Origin of the sequence: Mycobacterium neglectum (assembly GCF_002591975.1) — a bacterium.
GTDB lineage: Bacteria > Actinomycetota > Actinomycetes > Mycobacteriales > Mycobacteriaceae > Mycobacterium > Mycobacterium neglectum.
The window spans coordinates 36,179-51,120 of sequence record NZ_NVQE01000012.1 but is presented as its reverse complement, the minus strand read 5'-3'; the positions used below and the strand labels follow the sequence as shown (position 1 = coordinate 51,120).

Annotated in this window: 16 protein-coding genes; 9 read left to right on the top strand and 7 right to left on the bottom strand. The window is 65.3% G+C overall.

The window, feature by feature from the left end:
- Positions 1-61: 61 nt before the first annotated feature.
- On the top strand, positions 62-463 hold the full coding sequence (locus tag CSQ99_RS11965) for a Zn-ribbon domain-containing OB-fold protein (protein ID WP_245908869.1): 402 nt from the start codon (positions 62-64) through the stop codon (positions 461-463).
- 112 nt (positions 464-575) lie between these two features.
- Here the strand turns inward: CSQ99_RS11965 and CSQ99_RS11960 are convergent, their stop codons facing one another.
- The 6 genes from CSQ99_RS11960 to CSQ99_RS11935 are packed head-to-tail and all read right to left on the bottom strand — an operon-like array spanning position 576 to position 6,508.
- Positions 576-1,514: a R2-like ligand-binding oxidase gene (locus CSQ99_RS11960; RefSeq protein WP_099039264.1), complete on the bottom strand. Its 939-nt coding sequence runs from the start codon at positions 1,512-1,514 to the stop codon at positions 576-578.
- A gap of 31 nt (positions 1,515-1,545) precedes the next feature.
- Positions 1,546-2,238, bottom strand: coding sequence for a TVP38/TMEM64 family protein (locus CSQ99_RS11955; protein WP_099039263.1), 693 nt, complete (start codon positions 2,236-2,238; stop codon positions 1,546-1,548).
- Positions 2,239-2,269: 31 nt separating this feature from the next.
- The gene (locus CSQ99_RS11950) at positions 2,270-3,238 is read right to left on the bottom strand and encodes an LLM class flavin-dependent oxidoreductase (RefSeq protein ID WP_099039262.1); all 969 of its coding nucleotides are present in this window, start codon (positions 3,236-3,238) and stop codon (positions 2,270-2,272) included.
- Positions 3,239-3,251: 13 nt separating this feature from the next.
- On the bottom strand, positions 3,252-3,992 hold the full coding sequence (locus tag CSQ99_RS11945) for an SDR family NAD(P)-dependent oxidoreductase (RefSeq protein ID WP_099039261.1): 741 nt from the start codon (positions 3,990-3,992) through the stop codon (positions 3,252-3,254).
- Positions 3,989-5,191, bottom strand: coding sequence for an alkyl sulfatase dimerization domain-containing protein (locus CSQ99_RS11940; protein ID WP_099039344.1), 1,203 nt, complete (start codon positions 5,189-5,191; stop codon positions 3,989-3,991). The genes CSQ99_RS11945 and CSQ99_RS11940 overlap by 4 nt, the downstream gene beginning before the upstream one ends.
- Positions 5,192-5,236: 45 nt before the next feature.
- Positions 5,237-6,508, bottom strand: coding sequence for a sulfotransferase family protein (locus CSQ99_RS11935; protein ID WP_099039260.1), 1,272 nt, complete (start codon positions 6,506-6,508; stop codon positions 5,237-5,239).
- A 56-nt stretch (positions 6,509-6,564) separates the two neighbouring features.
- Here CSQ99_RS11935 and CSQ99_RS11930 point away from each other — a divergent pair, with 56 nt between their 5' ends.
- Genes CSQ99_RS11930 through CSQ99_RS11915 form a run of 4 tightly spaced genes read left to right on the top strand, consistent with a single transcriptional unit; the run spans position 6,565 to position 10,728 of the window.
- Positions 6,565-7,449, top strand: a complete 885-nt coding sequence (locus CSQ99_RS11930; protein ID WP_099039259.1) for a helix-turn-helix domain-containing protein — start codon at positions 6,565-6,567, stop codon at positions 7,447-7,449.
- A gap of 11 nt (positions 7,450-7,460) precedes the next feature.
- The gene (locus CSQ99_RS11925) at positions 7,461-8,312 is read left to right on the top strand and encodes an SDR family NAD(P)-dependent oxidoreductase (protein WP_099039343.1); all 852 of its coding nucleotides are present in this window, start codon (positions 7,461-7,463) and stop codon (positions 8,310-8,312) included.
- On the top strand, positions 8,258-9,865 hold the full coding sequence (locus CSQ99_RS11920) for an FAD-binding protein (protein ID WP_245908868.1): 1,608 nt from the start codon (positions 8,258-8,260) through the stop codon (positions 9,863-9,865). Before CSQ99_RS11925 ends, CSQ99_RS11920 begins: the two co-directional genes overlap by 55 nt.
- Positions 9,862-10,728, top strand: coding sequence for an SDR family NAD(P)-dependent oxidoreductase (locus CSQ99_RS11915; protein WP_099039257.1), 867 nt, complete (start codon positions 9,862-9,864; stop codon positions 10,726-10,728). Before CSQ99_RS11920 ends, CSQ99_RS11915 begins: the two co-directional genes overlap by 4 nt.
- Before the next feature lie 14 nt (positions 10,729-10,742).
- On the opposite strand, the gene CSQ99_RS11910 is transcribed toward CSQ99_RS11915, so the two are convergent.
- Complete coding sequence (locus CSQ99_RS11910) at positions 10,743-11,612, bottom strand: helix-turn-helix domain-containing protein (protein ID WP_099039256.1); 870 nt, start codon at positions 11,610-11,612, stop codon at positions 10,743-10,745.
- Positions 11,613-11,694: 82 nt separating this feature from the next.
- On the opposite strand from CSQ99_RS11910, the gene CSQ99_RS11905 reads away from it, so the two are divergent.
- Genes CSQ99_RS11905 through CSQ99_RS11890 form a run of 4 tightly spaced genes read left to right on the top strand, consistent with a single transcriptional unit; the run spans position 11,695 to position 14,933 of the window.
- Positions 11,695-12,747, top strand: a complete 1,053-nt coding sequence (locus tag CSQ99_RS11905; RefSeq protein ID WP_099039255.1) for a zinc-binding dehydrogenase — start codon at positions 11,695-11,697, stop codon at positions 12,745-12,747.
- The gene (locus tag CSQ99_RS11900; RefSeq protein WP_099039254.1) at positions 12,744-13,142 is read left to right on the top strand and encodes a nuclear transport factor 2 family protein; all 399 of its coding nucleotides are present in this window, start codon (positions 12,744-12,746) and stop codon (positions 13,140-13,142) included. Before CSQ99_RS11905 ends, CSQ99_RS11900 begins: the two co-directional genes overlap by 4 nt.
- Position 13,143: 1 nt before the next feature.
- Positions 13,144-13,971 (top strand): SDR family NAD(P)-dependent oxidoreductase, encoded by an 828-nt coding sequence (locus CSQ99_RS11895; protein WP_099039253.1) that lies wholly within the window; start codon positions 13,144-13,146, stop codon positions 13,969-13,971.
- A gap of 5 nt (positions 13,972-13,976) precedes the next feature.
- Entirely contained in the window at positions 13,977-14,933 is a 957-nt protein-coding gene (locus CSQ99_RS11890) for an LLM class flavin-dependent oxidoreductase (RefSeq protein WP_099039342.1), read from the top strand.
- Positions 14,934-14,942 lie beyond the last annotated feature (9 nt).

The following is a 14,942-nucleotide window of genomic DNA, read 5'->3' as shown; positions in this document are numbered from 1 at the left end:
TGACAGCCGATAGGAATGTACTTTGCTACTCATGGCCGACGACGCCCCACCCTCAACGCGGATGCTGCCCGCGCTCGACGATCACAACCGGGCGTTCTGGACTGCGGGAGCCGATGGGCAGCTCAGAGTCCCATTCTGCACCCGGTGCGGGGTGTGGGTTGTTCCCCTGGCCGCCGAATGCCCGGATTGCGACGGCGTGCTGGAATCCCGCGCAGTGTGCGGCCGTGGAACGGTGTTCACGTATACGGTCAATCATCAACCATTCAATCCGGCAGTACCGGTGCCGTATGTGATCGCGATCGTCGAGCTCGAGGAACAAACCGACCTGCGTATTGCATCTAATATCGTTGACTGCGAACCGGACTCGGTCCGTATCGGCCTCCTCGTCGAGGTTCGTTTCGAACGCCAGGAAGTCGGCGATGAAAGCGTCTACATGCCGGTCTTCGCTCCGAGGGTTGACTAGTCTTCCTGCCAAGCTACGAGCGACTTTGTCGCGCATGCTCGGTGCTGATGTAGTAGATGGGCGACACTGTCGCTCATAGCTTGGCAACATCGCATCATGGTTCGGCGAGGTGTCAGGCCGAGGCGGCCAAGGTTTTCCTGTCCTCGTCAGCGAAGGTGTCCTCCAAATGCACCGGCGAGTAGTCGACGTCGATCTCGGCGAGCTCTCGTCCCCGCGCACTGCTGATGGTTCCGAGCCGGCGCATCCCCTTGTCGGTGGCGTACGCGGTGAACTCGTCCATGGTGAAGTTGAAGGGGATCTCGTCGTAGAGGGCGAACGCATCGTCGGTGTTGCGCAGGGCCAACGGAATGAGCTCGGCCATCTGGTTCTCGAACACCGTCCAGTTGGCGTCGTCGGCAGCGACATGGCGTCGACAGGTGAAGGTGCCCCACGCCATATGGCGGCGCTCGTCGTCGCCGATGCGGCGTACCAGTTCCTGCATCCCGGGAAGAATGCCGTTGTCCACGCAAATGCGGTGCCACGCATAGTATCCCGTCAGCGCCATCATTCCCTCGATGACGTGGTTGTACGTCGCCGAGGCTCTGATTTGAGCGGCGGGTGAGGGATCGGTCGCCAGTGCGTTGAGTGATTTCGGAAGCTCTTCGTAGAACATCTGGCGGTAGGACGGCAGGTCGTCCAGATAGGGCTGCAGGTCGCCGGTCAGTCCGACCGCGTCGAGCCACATCCGGAAAACCTGCGTGTGTTTGGCCTCCTCGAACGCGAACTGGGTCAGGTACATCTCGTCGCCGAGGCGGCCTTCGGCGCGCATGGCGGCCATGAAGGGCTGGATGTCCTGGGTCACCGCCTCCTCGCCGGCGATGAACTGAGCGCACAGTCGGGTGGCCCAGTCCCGTTCGAGCTCCGACATGGCTTCCCAGTCGTCCCGGTCGCGCGAGAAATCGATATCGGCGGGATTCCAGAATTTGGCATTGCCCCCGGCGAAGAGCTTCAGCGGGAGGCTGTCCCAGTTGAGGCCGCCGGCGGCGAGTGAATCAGAGCGGTTTCTGTCCATGCGTCCGACTCTAGTGTGAGCGCCGTCACAGTCAATGGGACGTCGAGCGTGCCCGCCATTTTCGGTAGCCATGGTGGGTGGCGAACGCACCGATGACGGCGGTGACGCACCAGATCGCGACCGCCACATACGCCAGCGGGGTGTTCAGGTCCCCGATCGATGCGCCAAGCGCGGTGTAGACGAACGCGCGCGGCGCCGATCCGATGAACGCGCCAATAGCCATCTGCCACAACGGGACCCCGAACGCGCCAAATGCATAGGAGGCGAGTGCGTCCGAGACGCCGGGGATGAAGCGCTGCCCGACGACGGCCCACAATCCCCGTCGCTCGATCAGGCTGTCCAGTCGATCGGCCCGCTCGGTCCCGAGTAGTTCTCGTGCGCTGCTTCGTCCGGCGCGCCTGCCGATGAGGCTGGCGATGACCGCGGTTCCCACGGTCGCGCCCAGTGTCACGAACAGCCCCAGCACCGGCCCGAACAGCACGCCGCTGCCCGCAGCCAGGATCGGTCCGGGCACGAACACGGCGCCGAGCAGCGCGGATGCGACGACATATGCGACGGGCGCAGCGGGACCTGTCGCGGCGACGGCACCCCGCACAGCCTCGACATCGATGACCCTGGCGATCGCGACCAGGTAGAACATGCCCAGCAGGAACGCCACGACCACGGCGAGGCGCACGATGTGGCGCCGCCGCGAGGTGGGTGGGGATCCTTCGATGTCAGACATGCTGAATGCGATTGTGCCTGCTGATGTCCGTTCACTGCCGTTTCAGGGCGGGGAGCACCTCGTCGGTCAGCAGTTGGACCGATTTCCACGCCTCGTCGATCGGCATGGCGCCGACGAGCGGGTGCAGCACCATGTGATCGAGCGGGTTCTCTGTGACGTTGGCGATCAACTGCTCGGGTGACATGAAGCGGTACCGGCCCGCGGCCCTGACGTCGTCGACAGTCTCGATTCTCTCGGTGCCGTGCATGAAGGAGTGCACCTCACCGCCACCCCATCCCGAGTACACGCGGGCTTCCCACAGGTAGTGCTCGCCGAGTTCTGCCCATGCCCGATCCGGGTCCTCGTGCAGGAAGACCATGCCGCGACTGCTGGGTGGCGGCATGACGACGATCGGCGTGTGCCCGGCGTCGGCACACAGTTCGCGGTAGTAATCGGCGAGCTCGGGGAGGTGGCTGGGCAGGTTGAGCGGTAGGCCGTGCCTGGCGGCCCGCCGCGCGGTGGCGCGGACGCTACCGCCGACGAACACGGTCGGGTGAGGGCGGCTGAGCGGGCCGGGGGTGAATTCTGGGGAGGCCCACAGGGACATCACCGTCTCGAGGAGCTCGTCCATCAGGCGTCCGCGGTCGTCGAACGGCGTTCCGAACAACTCGTATTCGACCGGCCGGTATCCCAGCCCGAGCGTGACGATCAACCGTCCGCCACCGATGGTGTCGGCAAGGGCGATGTCCTCGGCGAGTCGCACCGGATGCCACAGCGGTCCGAGTGCGCAGTCGACGCTGGCGACGACGCGTTCGGTGCGGGCCAACAGAACGGCTGCGGTCATGATCGGATTGGAGCTCCAGCCATGCCCGCTCTGGTGGTGCTCGTCGAAGCTGACGGCACTCACACCGCGGGTTTCCGACCAGGAACTGAGTTCCAGTGCGGCCTGTATCCGGTCGCGGCGCGCGGGCGGGTCATCGTGCGGCGCGGCGAAATTGAATCGCAGGATCGCCATCGTCATCGGAACGCCCCGCTCACTGGCTGGTGGACGCGCCGTCGACGACGAACAGCGCACCACTGGTGTAGGAACTCTGCTCGGTGCACAGGAACGCGATCGTGTCCGCGATCTCGGCGGGTGTGCCCAAGCGGCCCAGCGGAATTCGGGCGAGTTCTGCGTCGATGATCTCGGGCACCGTCTGGGCCAGCTCGGTCATGGGGGTGTCGATCACGCCGGGCACCACCGCGTTGACCCTGATGCCGCGCGGCGCCCACTTCACCGCGAGGTTGTGGGTAAGGCTTGCGATGCCGGCTTTCGCCGCGCCGTAGCCGGGCACCATGGTCACCGCCCGAAGCGCCGACAACGACGACAGGAAGACGACGCTGGCGCCGCCGGAAGCCGCCAACGCCCTGCGCAGGCCGACCGTCAAGCGGTACGGCGCCGTGAGGTTGAGCGCCACCGACGCCTCGAAGCCGTCTGGATCGGCCTCGTTCAAACCACCGGGGAAATTCGCCCCCGCATTGTTCACCAACACGTCGAGTGTGGTTGTCGCCGAGACCAACTCGTCGATTGAGCTCGCGTCGGTGAGGATGAGTTGCCGATAGGTCATTCCGGCGAGGTCGGTGTCGTAGTCGCCGGGACCGGCCTTGGTGCCGGTGACGGTCACCGCGGCGCCTGCGTCGCGGAACAGAGTCGCCGTCGCGTGCCCGATTCCGCTGGTTCCTCCGGTGATCAGCGCTTCGGTTCCGGTGAAGTCAAAGGTCGCGCGCGCGGTCATGAGTAGTCTCCGATCTTCTTGGTCAGCCAGGCGGATTCCCAGAAGTTGGTGCTGGCGGCCAGCAGGTTCTGATGCGCGGCCGTAAGCACAGCGCGTGCGCCCGCATGTCCCGAGTCGGCATGGACGACGGCTTCCGCGAGATGGATCGCATGAATCGGTCGGCCCGTGGCGAGGTGTGCCTCGGCCCTTTCCACGATCCGGTCGGGGCCGGCGAGGTCAACGAGGTCGGCGTTGAGTTCCTCGGGGCCGATGTCGTAAAGCTCAGTGGTGGAACGATGGTGGAACCATCCGGAGTAGTTCTCCCAGATCGCCCGCACGTCCCAGGCCACCTTGCCGTAGCCCTGGCCCACTTCGAGTTCGGCAGGCAGGGTGATCTCGCGCATCAAGGTGTGAACGTCCTTACCGGCGTTCATGCCTTCGACGGTCCGGTCGTGGACGTAGGCGATCGCGTCGCGCAGACGGGTCAGTTCGGCGTGGATGCGCTGCGCGCCGTGGATCGGTCCGAAGTGTCCGGTGATCAGGACCTCCGGTCGCAGGTCGCGGACCCGTTCGATGGAGGCGATGGTGGTCAGCGCGTCGCGGTACCGATCTCCGCGCATCGTCACGAAGTTAGGGATGTGACCGAAGACTGGCCCGAAAGTGTTGCCGCACAGGCACACTCCTTCCTCGGGCAGCCAGACGACCATCGAGTCGGTGGTCTCGCCGCCGGGGGTCGCCAGCAGCTCGATGGTGCGCGCTCCGACGGTCAACACGTGCGAGTCGTCCACTTCGATGTCAGCGGACAGTGCGGCTTGGGCCGGGAGGCGACGCCCGAACCGCTGCTGAATCGCGGTGATGCCGCTGGCGAGCTTGTCGGAGAATGCGAAGGCGCTGTTGTTGGCGCGATACGCCAGCAGGCGCTCGTTGTCGTCGCGCCAGTGGCGCCAGTTGGCCTGCGCCACCACCTGAGTTTCATTGTCGCGCATCGTGTCCAGGCCGCCCACATGGTCGTAGTGCCCCTGCGTGACGATGATGAAGCGGATGGGGGAGGAGTCGACGGCGTCGAAATTCGTGCGATGGACCTGGCTTTCGAACCCCATCCCGGTGTTGACCACGACGCGACCTTCCGCGGTGGTCAGCAGATAGGTGTTGGACAGCCCGGGCGAGCACCAGACGCCGGGCGCGACTTCCTCCGCACGTTCGGCCGTGGCCGGTGCCATGGCGTCGGCGCCGGGGCGACTCCGGTAGATCGGTTCTTCACTCACCTAGTGTCCTTCGGGTCGCACGTCGAATCGTTCGAAGTAGAAGGCGAATTGCGAGCGTAGTTCGTCGGGTGACACCCCGAAGTGCCTTTGCAACTCATAGCGCACCGAACCGTGCTTGCCGCGCGGATTGCGGTCCAGATAGCCCTGGAACGCCCTGCGGACCTTGGACGTCAGCTCGACTCCGGCCCGGGCGTAGAGGTCCTCGAGCAGGTCGAACTCGTGGCCGTTGAGATGGTGAAAGCCGATATCCACGCTGCGCTCGGCCGGCACCAGCGCGCGGTCCCGCACACACCCGCGCAGCAGGCGCTCGACGCGGTCGGCCCAGTAGTCGAGCAGCCACTGCGGTTCGATGCTGCGCCGCCGCAGCCGGTCGGAGTACGCCATCATCGTGATCGCGGACTGGATCACCGCGACGGGATCGCGGTGGGTGAAGGCCACGGTGGCGTCGGGGAACGTCGTCATCAGCGGGCCGAGCTGCTCGCAGTGTTGCGGTGACTTCAGCACCCAGGTTCGGGGACCGCGCAGGAACGTCAACGCCTGCAAGACCTTTTTCATGTACCCGTAGTGCCGGGTTTGGTCGAGGCCGAGATAGAAGTCCCGCCAGCCCGGCACGCGGGCATGCCATTCCAGCACGTACCCGGCGAAGTCCAGGTCGAGAATCTCGACCTCTTCTTCGATCGCCTCGGGAAAGCGGTCGTGCATGGCTGCGGTGGCCGGCGCGCTGACCATCATCGCGTCGTGCTCGTTCTTCGCGCGGGTGTACCGGGGGTCGACCCCGTTGACGTCGGGACCCTGGCCCGGAATCGGCAGCGGCTCTTGGCTTTCCCAGTAGGGCAGCGCGCGCCGCCGCGGATCGGCGGCCAGCAGGTTGACCAGGTGCGTCGTCCCTGAGCGCGGCATGCCCACCACGATGAACGGCTTCTCGATCGGAATCGACTCGATCTCGGGATGACGCTTGAGCAGTTCGGTCAGCGACAACCGGTTGCGCAGCAGCCGCACCATGCGTTGGCGCAACGTACCGCGGATCAGTTGGGTCAGTCCGTCGTCGCCGTCGATCGCCGCGGCATAGGCGGCCACGCGATCCCAGAAACCATCATCGGCGGCGAAGTCGTCGACACCCGCCTCGGCGACGGCCTCGTCGACCATCTGCTCGATGCCGAGATCAATGTGGCGCCGCTCGGTGTGCTCGAGAATCTGGCGCTGGACTTCGGTCAGCCGCGGAGCGGTCAGATCGTCGAAGCTGAGCTCTTGAACATCTGAAGCAGTGCCCATCGCCGGTCCTCGGAGGTGATTGCGCGATTCGAATATTCGACATACCGTTCGATATTGTGACGCTGAACGTAGACGCCGGGGGTGACGGCCGTCAAGCGCCCTCCCCGCCGACCGAACGTGTCGTCGCAGTGATGCATCTGTTGGCCGGCGACCCGGCGCGCAGCTTCTCGCTCGCGGACATCTCCCGCCGCCTCGGGATCAGCCGTGCCACGGGTCATGCCATCCTGGCGACCCTCGCTCATCACCGCTGGGTTGTCCGACACGAACCATCGGCGAGCTATTCGTGGGGTCCGGCCATCGGTGCGCTGGCCCGCCCGACGCACGACCGTGAGTTCCGTTCGCTGCTGGAGGGTCTGTCCGAAAGCGTTGGTGCGCAGGTCTTCTTGGCTCGTCGTGAGGGGGCGATGCTGAAGGTGACGGACTCGGTGGGGGATTCGCTTGCCGCGCCGCGTGTCACGGCAGGCCTGCGCATGCCGCTGGTGGCCCCCTTCGGGCGCGATTACGTGGCGTGGGCCGGCGAGCAGGCGATCAAGGCGTGGCTCGCCGGGATCGGTGAACCGTCGACGGCGCTGCGCAAACGCCTGACGTCAGTGCTCGCCCAGGTGCGCGAGCGTGGCTATGTGATCGAACGGCTCAGCCGCGAGTACGTCCGCGTCTATCTGGCCCTGCGCGCGCTGGCCGCCGACGGTGAGCCCGACGAGATCACGGCACGGTTGGCCGGCGCGTTCGCCGACTTGACACTGGTCGACTATCTGCCCGATGAACTCGACGGCAGCGCTGAGCATCAGATCGCGACCATTTCAGTGCCCGTCAGAGACTCCGACGGCGTGGTGTCGATGTCCATCACGGCGGCGCCGTTTCGCGGTCTGAGTGCCAAGGAAATCCGCCAGTTCGGGGCCGCGGTACGTGATGTCGCCCGCCGGATAGAAGAGAGCCGATAGTGTCCGTCGCCATGACCGGTGAGAACGGAGTCCCGCCGATCGACGACTGGAATCGGCTCCTCGACCGTCGAGTCGCGGTCGTCACGGGTGGTGGTGACGGTATCGGCGCAGGCATCGCCCGACTGTTCGCGCAGCACGGGGCACTCGTCGAAGTCGCCGAGGCCGATCGGGAACGTGCGGAACGCATCCGCGACGAAGTGTCCGACGCCGGCGGGTCGATTCGTTGCCACGTCGTCGACGTCACCGCCGACGACGATGTCGCCCGACTGGCCGACGCCGTGCTCTCCGAGCATGGCCGGGTCGACGTGTTGGTCAACAACGTCGGCGACTATCGGCCGCTGGTGCCGTTCCGCGATTCCACGCCGGACTCGTGGCAACAGCAGTACGACATCAACCTTCGGCACGTCTTCTCCGTCACAAGGGCTTTCGTCCCTTCGATGATCGGCGCCCACCGCGGCAGCATCGTCACCGTGCATTCGGTGGAGGGCATGCGCGGCTACCCCAAGGACCCGGTGTACGGGGCGATGAAGGCCGCGGCCGCGCATTTCACCACCTGCTTGGCGGTGGATCTCGGCAGGCATGGCATCCGGGTCAACGGCATCGGCACCGATCTGGCGCAGACGCCGCAGGTCGACTACCTGACCGGGTATGAGGATGTCGATGAGCTATGGGCATCGTGGGCACCCGTTGGCCGGGTCGGCTGGCCCGAGGACCAGGCCCGCGTCGCGCTGTTCCTGGCATCGGATCAGTCCACGTTCGTCACCGGCCACAACATTCCCGTCGACGGCGGGACCAAAGCCGGTGGCGGATGGCTCTTCTCGCCCAGAGAGGGCCGCTTCGTCAACAGATCGAGGAACCTGTGACCACTGCTTCCGATGTTTTCGATGCAACCAAAACCGTCGATGTCTTGGTGGCCGGCAGCGCTGGTGCCCTTGCGGGTGCGTACACCGCCGCCCGCGAGGGACTTTCGGTCGCCATCGTCGAGGCGACCGATCAGTTCGGCGGTACGTTCGCCTACTCAGGCGGCGGGGGAGTGTGGTACCCCTGCAATCCCGTGTTGGTCCGCGCGGGCAGCGACGACACTATCGACGAGGCCCTTCGCTACTACCGCACCGTCGTGGGCGATCGCACTCCGGTCGAACTGCAGGAGACGTATGTGCGCGGGGGTTCGGCGCTGATCGAGTACCTCGAGGCCGACGACCACTTTGCGTTCAAGATCCTGCCGTGGCCGGACTACTACAGTTCGGTTCCTGGTGCGCGCAACGACGGTATGCGCCACACCGTCTGCAAGGGGCTGCCCGGCGACCGCCTCGGGCGATTTCAGGGGCAGGTCCGCGGACCGCTGGACCACGAGCGTCTCGGCGGACCACAGCCGGACTTCCTGACCGGTGGGCGGGCGGTGATCGGTCGCTTCCTGTCGGCGATGGCCGACAACCCGGACGTGGCGGCGTATCTGAACACCAGCCTCGTCGAGCTGGTCGTCGAGGACGGCCGTATCGTCGGCGGGATCGTCGAATGCGAGGGGGAGCGCCGCACGATCAGGGCGCGCCGCGGTGTCCTGCTGGCCGCGGGGGGATTCGAACAGAACGACGAGATGCGCGCCGAATACGGCGTTCCCGGAACGGCGTCCGGGACGATGGGTGCGCCCGGCAACACCGGTCTCGCGCACAAGGCGGCGATCGCCGTCGGCGCGAGCATCGACCTGATGGACCAGGCGTGGTGGTCACCCGGACTTATCCACCCCGACGGCCGCGCGGCGTTCGCCTTGTGCTTCACCGGCGGCATCTTCGTCGACAAGGCCGGGCGCCGGTTCGTCAACGAGTCGGCTGCCTACGACCGGCTTGGCCGCGAGATCTTGAGCGCGATGCGCGATGGCACCGTCGGTACGCCGTACTGGATGGTCTATGACAGCCGCGCGGGTGAACAGCCTCCGGTGATGGCCACCAACGTCTCGTTCTCGCCGACGAGTGAGTACGAGTCGGCAGGACTCTGGGTGCAGGCCGACACCCTGGAGGAGCTTGCCGCCAAGATCGGTGTGCCAGAAGCGAATCTCATCGGAACCGTGCACCGTTTCAACGAATTCGCGCTGCGTGACGAGGACGAGGACTTCGGCCGCGGCCGGGAATCCTTCGATCGGGCGTTCACCGGCGGCGCGTCACCCCTGGTGCCGATCGATACCCCACCATTCCGGGCGGCGGCGTTCGGGACATCGGATCTCGGCACCAAGGGCGGACTGCGCACGGACGTCGATGCGCGGGTGCTCGATGCCGACGATCGGCCGATCCCCGGCCTCTATGCCGCGGGCAACACGATGGCCGCGGTGTCCGGTGAAACCTACCCTGGAGGTGGCAATCCGATCGGGGCGTCGCTGTTGTTCAGTCACCTCGCGGCGCTGCACATGGCGGCATCACGATGAGCGGCGTGCTGGACGGCAAGGTCGCCGTCGTCACCGGGACCAGCCGCGGCGTCGGGGTCGGCATCGCGCACGAACTGCTGCGCGCCGGGGCCACGGTCATCGGTTGTTCACGGTCTGCGCTGGATGCGATACCGGGTACCTCGGACAATGCGGAGTGGACGTCGCGTTCGTCTCAATTGGTGTGCGATCAAGGCGATCTGCACTCGATCGATACTTTCGTCACTGACGTCGTCGACGCCCATGGCCGCCTGGACATTCTGGTCAACAACGCGGGTGGAACCGTCCCCGCTCCGCACGTTGAGGACATTCCGGAACTGGTCTCCAGAATTCAGGGTGCGCCGCGACGTGACGACGACTACGAACGCACGGCGTTGTTCCACCAGTTCGCAATCCAGATGAACCTGATCAGTCCGATGTGGTTCGCGATCCGCGCCAGCCGCCAGATGCTGACCCAGGACGGCACCGGCTGCATCATCAACATCTCCAGCGGTGCGGGTCACCCGGCCGGGTCCCCGACGCTGGTGTCCTACGGCGCGGCCAAGAGCGGGCTGAATCACCTCACGAGGTCGCTCGCGCAGGAATGGGGGCCGAAGATCCGGGTGAACTGTGTTGCGTTGGGGCCCACGATCACCGAGAACTTCCGGTCGTTCGTATTGCCGAAGGATGACCCGACCGGCAGCAAATACTTCGCCGCGGTGCCGATGCGGCGCGGTGGAGAACCCGAGGAGGTCGGACGTGTCTGTGTGTTCCTGGCATCGGGGGCGGCGGACTTCGTCAACGGCACGACGATCGAGGCCGACGGCGGGATGCTGCCGGGTGTTCTGTATGACGCGGGCCTCAAGACGATCACCGATCTGTTGTAAAGGGACGCGTCGAGTCAGTATGCGCCGTCAGTGAGTTGCGCGATCTCATGCAGCAGCGGTTTGGCCGCTGTGCGGATTTCCGTCATCGTCATGGCCCGCACGGGATGGATAGCCAGGACCAGTTGTATGTTGCCCGTTTGGTCGAGGACAGGTGCGGAGATGGTGGCGACGGGACGAGGGGTACGGCTCTTGTTGGCTGAAGACAGTGCCGCCGAAGTGAATTCGACGCGCAATTGATCGATGATCGATCTCATGTTGACCGGTAGCGCGTGCTCGGATAGCGAACCGATGGCATGCGCGGCCTGTGCGAGTGCGGGTGTCATCCAGTCGATGTCGTAACCGCGCTGGCGCGTTTGCGTGAGGACGTCGTACAGCTGGCGGGTCAGTTCTGCGTCGTCGGCGGCAGCACGCTGGATCCAGGCCCGCTGTGCGTCGGGGTTATCCCATGCCGCGAATGCGACTCCGAACGGTGCGGTGTAGGGAATGCGCTCGTTCGGCGTCGCCGAAATCGCACCTCCCCTCGGTTGTTCGAAGGCGGTGATGACGAGATTATCTCCGGCCCGTTCGATGACCGATGTCGGCACGTCGACTGTGGATGCGAGGCGCCGCGCCGCATCGCGGGCCAGATGCGCCACCGGTCGGGCATCGTCCAGTCGGCCGGCGATGAGGGTCAACGCGGGGCCGAGGCTGAACGTCTTTGCGGCGGGATCGCGGTTGACCCAACCGCGATCGGTCAGGGTCTTGAGGATCGCGTGCGCGGTGGCCTGGGAGAGGTCGAGTTCGCGGACCACGTCGGAGAACCGCATCTGCCGGTTGCCGGGCAGGCTGAGCAGCTCGACGACGTCGAGCACTCTCTCGGTGGGGGCCGAATTCGCTCCGCGCAACCTTGACTCCTCGTACCGGGCCTTCTACGGTCATTTCAGAATTTCGAGAACTGTATCTCGAATAATAGAGAAAAGATCTGAATTGCGTGCAGTCGTATTGAGAGGCGGCGAGCTCGAGGTCCGCGATACCGCCGACCCTGTTCCCGGGCAGGGTGACCTTCTGCTGAAGACCCTCGCCACGGCGATCTGCGCCTCTGATGTTCACTTCATGGACCACCCGGAGCTTGCCATCGACGATCCGACCGGACGGTCGCTGTACGACGCCGACCGCGACATCGTGATGGGACACGAATTCGTCGGCGAGGTCGTCGGCCACGGGCCCGGGTGCAGCGATGCGTTTCCGATCGGCGCCCGGGTCACATCGATGCCAATCAGGTTGGTCGACGGCGGCGCAGGGGGACTGCGCATCATCGGGCAGCATCCCGAAGCGCAGGGCAGCTTCGGCGAGCTTCTGGTTGTACCGGAGGCGACGGCCAAGGTCATCGAGGGCTCGGTATCGAGCGATGCCATCGCCGTCGTCGACGCCTTCGCGGTCGGTGAATTCTACGTGCGCGCGTCTCGGCTCGAGGCGGGGGAGATCCCCATCGTCATCGGGGCCGGCGCGATCGGACTGTCCGCGGTGGCTGCGTTGTCCGCCCGCGGCATAGAGCCGATCATCGTGTCCGACTACAAGGCCGATCGGCGTGGGCTCGCCGCATCGAGTTTCGGCGCCCACATCCTGGTCGATCCGGCGCAACGGTCGGTGTTCGACGTCTTCCGCGAGGTGCGCGCGGAACGTCATATGGGTGGCTCAGCGGTGGTGTTCGAATGCGTCGGCGCTCCCGGCCTCATCGACACGATCGTCACGGAGGCCGAGTTCTTCTCCCGGATCTATTGCGCTGGTGGGTGGTACACCGGCGACACTCTCGATATCACCGAGGCCACCCGCAACGGGCTGACTCTGCAGTTCGGCGGCGGCCCCATGCCGCAGGACTGGTACGGCGTGCTCGACGCAATCGTCGAAGGAAAACTTGATCCGTTGCCCAGCGTCGGAAGAATTATCGGTCTCGACGAAGTCCCCGAGGCCCTGGACGAGGCTCGTAAGTCAGCCGGACCGCCGCGCATCGTGGTACATCCGAACGGAGACATCGCATGACCGACAGCGAAGAACTCGTCGACCTGACGATCCGCTACGCCACCGCGATCGACAGCCAGCAATATCAACTTCTCTCAACGGTGTTCACTGCCGACGCCGAACTGGATTACGGGGAGGTCGGCAGGTGGAGAGGCGCGGCGGAGGTCACCGAGTTCATGGATCTCGCCCACGCCGGGGCGGCGAACACGATTCACCGCATGACCAATCAGGTGATCGCCGTCGACGGCGATAATGCGACGGCCCGCACATATGTTGATGCACTGATCCTCGGCCCGGAGGGATCCGGCGTGAATGCAATCGGTTTCTACGACGACGAAGCGGTGCGCACCGCCGACGGTTGGCGGATAAGCAAGCGGACGTTCACCTCGGTTCGGCTCACTATGGTGGGAGCCTGATATGAGTGACTTCGCCGACAAGTACGGACCGTGGGCACTTGTCGTCGGGGCATCTGACGGGTGTGGCGCGCTGTTCGCGGAGCGGCTGGCGCGCGAGGGCCTGCACGTGGTGCTCGTCGCACGCCGCGAGCATGTGCTGCAAGAGGTGGCCGCGGGCATCGCCGAACGGACGGGCGCGGCAACCAAGACACTCGCCGTCGATCTGACCGACTCCGACGCAGCACAGACGATCATCGACGCGACGGCCGACCTCGAGATCGGAATGCTGGTGTACTGCGCGGGTGCAGACCCGAATTATCAACCGTTTCTGTCTAATCCGGTATCCGTCGCTGAGGCGTTGGTACTACGCAACTGTCTGGTCATGATGCGGTTGTGTCACCATTACGCCGGCATGATGGTCGATCGCGGCCGCGGAGGCATCGTCAACTTCAGCTCAGGCGCGGCGCTGGCGGGCGGACCGAATATGGTCGCGTACGGCGCCACCAAGGCCTTCGACATGGTGTTCACCGAAGCGCTGTGGGCTGAACTCCACGACAAGGGCATCGATGTGCTGTGCCTGCTGCTGGGCAAGACCGACACCCCGGCACTGCGGCAGCTCGAACACAGCCGAGGACAGATCGCCTCGCTCGACGACATTCCGCCCGGCGCCATTCCGGCTGGGGAAGTCATCGACGAAGCATTCGGTAATCTCACCAACGGTCCCACGCTCATGGTCGGCGACATGATGCGGATGGCCGGAGAGGTGTTCAAGACGCTCAGTCGCAACGATGCCGTCAAGATGATCATTCAGGCCGGCGCGCAGGCAATGGGATCGGACGGAGACCGCTAGTGCCGTTGTTCACGCTCCGGTTCGACATGAGAGCACCGTCGCTCGGAGCGCCGGCGACCGAACTCTATGCGGCGGCAAGCGAAATGGCGGCGTGGTCGGAGACGCGGGGGTGTGTCGCAGCCGTGTTGTGCGAACACCATTGCGCCGATGACGGCTATCTGCCGTCGCCGCTGCTGCTCGGATCGGCGATCGCCGCCTGTACGAAGCAACTGATGTTGAACCTCGTGATCATCCTGCCGTTCTACGACGTCGCCCGGCTGGCTGAGGACATGTCGGTGCTGGACCACATCAGCGCGGGTCGCGCGAGCTACGTGTTCGGGATCGGTTACCGCCAAGAGGAATTCGATCACTTCGGGCTCTCCTTGTCGGACCGCGGTCGGCTCGCCGATGAGAAGCTCGGCCAACTGCGCCGCCTGCTCTCCGGCGAGGAAGTCATCCACGAAGGTCGGCGGATGAGGGTGACGCCCCAGCCACGCAATCCCGGCGGCCCGATGATGATGTGGGGCGGTGCGAGCCTGGCAGCGGCACGCCGTGCGGGCCGAAACGGTCTGGGTTTATTGGCCAACGGCGCCGTGCCGGGCTTGCGAGACGCCTACGAGGAAGCCTGCCGCCAGAACGGCTACGAACCGGGCTTCGTCCTGATTCCCGAACGTGAAACTGCCACGAATTGCTTTGTGGCAGAAGATGTTGACGCCGCTTGGGACGAGATCGGCAAGTATCTGCTGCACGACGCCCTGGCCTACTCGGAGTGGAATCCTGACAACACGGTGTCCGCCAACATCACGACCGCGAAGACGGTCGATGAGCTACGGGAGTCATCGCGGACGCACGTGATTCTGTCGATGGACGAGGCGGCAAAGCGCGTCGCCGACGGTGAGGTCGTGAATCTTTCACCGCTGTGTGGAGGGATGCCGCCCGAGCTGGCGTGGCGCTATCTGATGCGCTTCGCAGAACTCGGCTAGAGGTCTGTG

Bases quoted from the DNA above. Each gene is read 5' to 3' on its own strand.
- CSQ99_RS11965 (WP_245908869.1), top strand. From the start codon at position 62: ATGCTGCCCGCGCTCGACGATCACAACCGGGCGTTCTGGACTGCGGGA.
- CSQ99_RS11960 (WP_099039264.1), bottom strand. From the start codon at position 1,514: ATGGACAGAAACCGCTCTGATTCACTCGCCGCCGGCGGCCTCAACTGG.
- CSQ99_RS11955 (WP_099039263.1), bottom strand. From the start codon at position 2,238: ATGTCTGACATCGAAGGATCCCCACCCACCTCGCGGCGGCGCCACATC.
- CSQ99_RS11950 (WP_099039262.1), bottom strand. From the start codon at position 3,238: ATGACGATGGCGATCCTGCGATTCAATTTCGCCGCGCCGCACGATGAC.
- CSQ99_RS11945 (WP_099039261.1), bottom strand. From the start codon at position 3,992: ATGACCGCGCGCGCGACCTTTGACTTCACCGGAACCGAAGCGCTGATC.
- CSQ99_RS11940 (WP_099039344.1), bottom strand. From the start codon at position 5,191: ATGGCACCGGCCACGGCCGAACGTGCGGAGGAAGTCGCGCCCGGCGTC.
- CSQ99_RS11935 (WP_099039260.1), bottom strand. From the start codon at position 6,508: ATGGGCACTGCTTCAGATGTTCAAGAGCTCAGCTTCGACGATCTGACC.
- CSQ99_RS11925 (WP_099039343.1), top strand. From the start codon at position 7,461: ATGACCGGTGAGAACGGAGTCCCGCCGATCGACGACTGGAATCGGCTC.
- CSQ99_RS11920 (WP_245908868.1), top strand. From the start codon at position 8,258: ATGGCTCTTCTCGCCCAGAGAGGGCCGCTTCGTCAACAGATCGAGGAA.
- CSQ99_RS11915 (WP_099039257.1), top strand. From the start codon at position 9,862: ATGAGCGGCGTGCTGGACGGCAAGGTCGCCGTCGTCACCGGGACCAGC.
- CSQ99_RS11900 (WP_099039254.1), top strand. From the start codon at position 12,744: ATGACCGACAGCGAAGAACTCGTCGACCTGACGATCCGCTACGCCACC.
- CSQ99_RS11895 (WP_099039253.1), top strand. From the start codon at position 13,144: ATGAGTGACTTCGCCGACAAGTACGGACCGTGGGCACTTGTCGTCGGG.